Raw genomic sequence first — 1532 nt, forward strand, 5'->3', positions numbered from 1 at the left:
CAATCGATCAACCGATTGCGCAGCATGAAACGCCGCAAGGAGGCCTACGTCGGGCCCTGGCTGCCCGAACCGCTGCTCACCACGCCGGACGTGGCGCAAGTACCAACGGCAATTACTCCTATCGTAAAGGCGTTTGGCTCGTCGGTAAAGGAAATGACGGCAAAGGTACATTTCAGAGCCTCATCATGAACTTAATCGGACGTGAGAACGTGGCAAGTGTCAAAGCTGAACAATTTGCGGAACGGTTCGCCCTTTCCCAAGTGGTTGGCAAAACTTGTATTATTGGAGATGACAGCCAAGTCAGTTACTTAGACAACGCAGGAAATTACTTTTCAGTAGTGACTGGCGACCCAGTACCGATTGAAGCGAAAGGAAAGCAACCCACCTTAGCAGTATTTAATAAGCTGGTTATACAATCCACTAACTTCTTGCCAAAGTTTAGAAATAAGTCAAATGGAACATACAGACGTTTGCTTATCGTGCCTTTTGAAAAGTCTTTTACCGCAGATAATGACGATTGGAAAATAAAGGATGATTATATTAAACGCAAAGACGTTTTAGAGTATGTCCTTAAAATCGCTTTATCGCTTAACTTTGAGAAGTTTGACGAACCGAAAGCCACACAAGGGCTGTTAGATGACTTTAAAATCAGCAATGACAATGTATTGGCTTTTGTAAATGATATGTTTGAGGAGTTCGTCAGTGATTTTCTACCGACCGCCTTTATAAGCGCCTTATATCGTGCATGGTGTGAAGATGAGGGAGTGAAGCCCTTTACTAAGCGAGAGTTTGAGAATAAACTACCTGATTATGTCAAAGACCAATGGAAAAAGACCGTGCAAAGACCAAATAGCGCAGGCTTTAATAGAGCTGTCGATTTACATCGAGCCAATGAAATGGAATTGTTTAGACGGTTGTTTTATTGGGACGATGAGAAACATAAAAAAGTCACTAAAGGTTATTCCCGCAAGAAAAAATAAAAGTGTTACTGAAAATCGGTAACACGTTACTATTAGAAGTAACAGCTTTAACCCTATGGTTAAGCCATTTATAGGTATCTGTTACTCTGTTACCGCAAAAACACCTACTCGCTAGGAATTTATCAGAGGAAATAAAAACATGAAAAAAGCACGCTGTCCGACAAATTGAAGTGTTGACAAATGTTGTCATAAAAAATACTACAAATTACTACATAGAAAAATCGGAGAAAATAAAATGAGCCAAAATACAAAAACAATCTTATCTAACCTTTTTACACTTACAAGTGAACTTTCAGAACCCACTTCAAAATTGATTAATATTGAGGGAGCAAACGAAACGCCAGCGACTCAAAAAGACTTATTGGAAGGATTGCGCGAGAACCTAGTCAACCTTACAGAAGTTTTGGGCTTATCTGTGGACGAACTGACAGAAACACAGGAAGACGAGCCACAAGAAACAGTAAAATCAATCATTAAGGAAATGCAAGAGCTGACCTTTGCGTTTCATGAAATATCAGGCAATGACACGCAAGTCTTTGCGGACTTACTGAC

The 1532-nt window shown here is 40.5% G+C and carries 2 protein-coding genes and 1 pseudogene; all 3 read left to right on the forward strand.

Translation table 11 applies throughout. The annotated features are described in order from the left end of the window. Positions 1-99 (forward strand): annotated as a pseudogene (locus tag ABWI07_RS44045) (RNA polymerase subunit sigma-24); the annotation flags it as partial. Beyond that, positions 57-980: a phage/plasmid primase, P4 family gene (locus ABWI07_RS44050; RefSeq protein WP_353822197.1), complete on the forward strand. Its 924-nt coding sequence runs from the start codon at positions 57-59 to the stop codon at positions 978-980. The pseudogene ABWI07_RS44045 and the gene ABWI07_RS44050, both read left to right, overlap by 43 nt. 235 nt (positions 981-1215) lie before the next feature. Beyond that, positions 1216-1532, forward strand: a 317-nt coding sequence (locus ABWI07_RS44055; protein WP_353822196.1) for a hypothetical protein, incomplete at its 3' end; no start/stop codon positions are given.

The organism is Actinomadura sp. NPDC000600, assembly GCF_040492135.1.
Lineage (GTDB): Bacteria > Actinomycetota > Actinomycetes > Streptosporangiales > Streptosporangiaceae > Spirillospora.